Here is a 255-nt window from a genome sequence, read left to right on the forward strand (position 1 = left end):
CATTAACTTGATAACTGTCATTTCCCCCTTTTCGGTAAGAGTTATTAGCATTCGCATTGATATTATAATCGGCCAAAATTGCCGATATCCCATCATCCCAACGTGAAGGAGGATCCCAATTTGGTGCCGTATATTCCATGTAGGCTTGCGGGATACTGACATATAAAGAAGAGGTCGCTAAATCGCCACGGATCTGCATACCCGGTAGGCTCTCAGGGTTTAAACATTGTCCATCGTGCCACCACGTTAAATCTT

The 255-nt window shown here is 43.9% G+C and carries 1 protein-coding gene; it reads right to left on the reverse strand.

Translation table 11 applies throughout. From position 1 onward, the window contains the following. Nucleotides 1-255 (reverse strand): FimD/PapC N-terminal domain-containing protein (locus AAZR93_RS21745; RefSeq protein ID WP_434721058.1); only part of this gene is annotated, 255 nt, incomplete at both ends.

It is taken from the genome of Providencia sp. Je.9.19 (genome assembly GCF_051129765.1).
In the GTDB taxonomy this organism is placed as follows: Bacteria; Pseudomonadota; Gammaproteobacteria; order Enterobacterales; family Enterobacteriaceae; genus Providencia.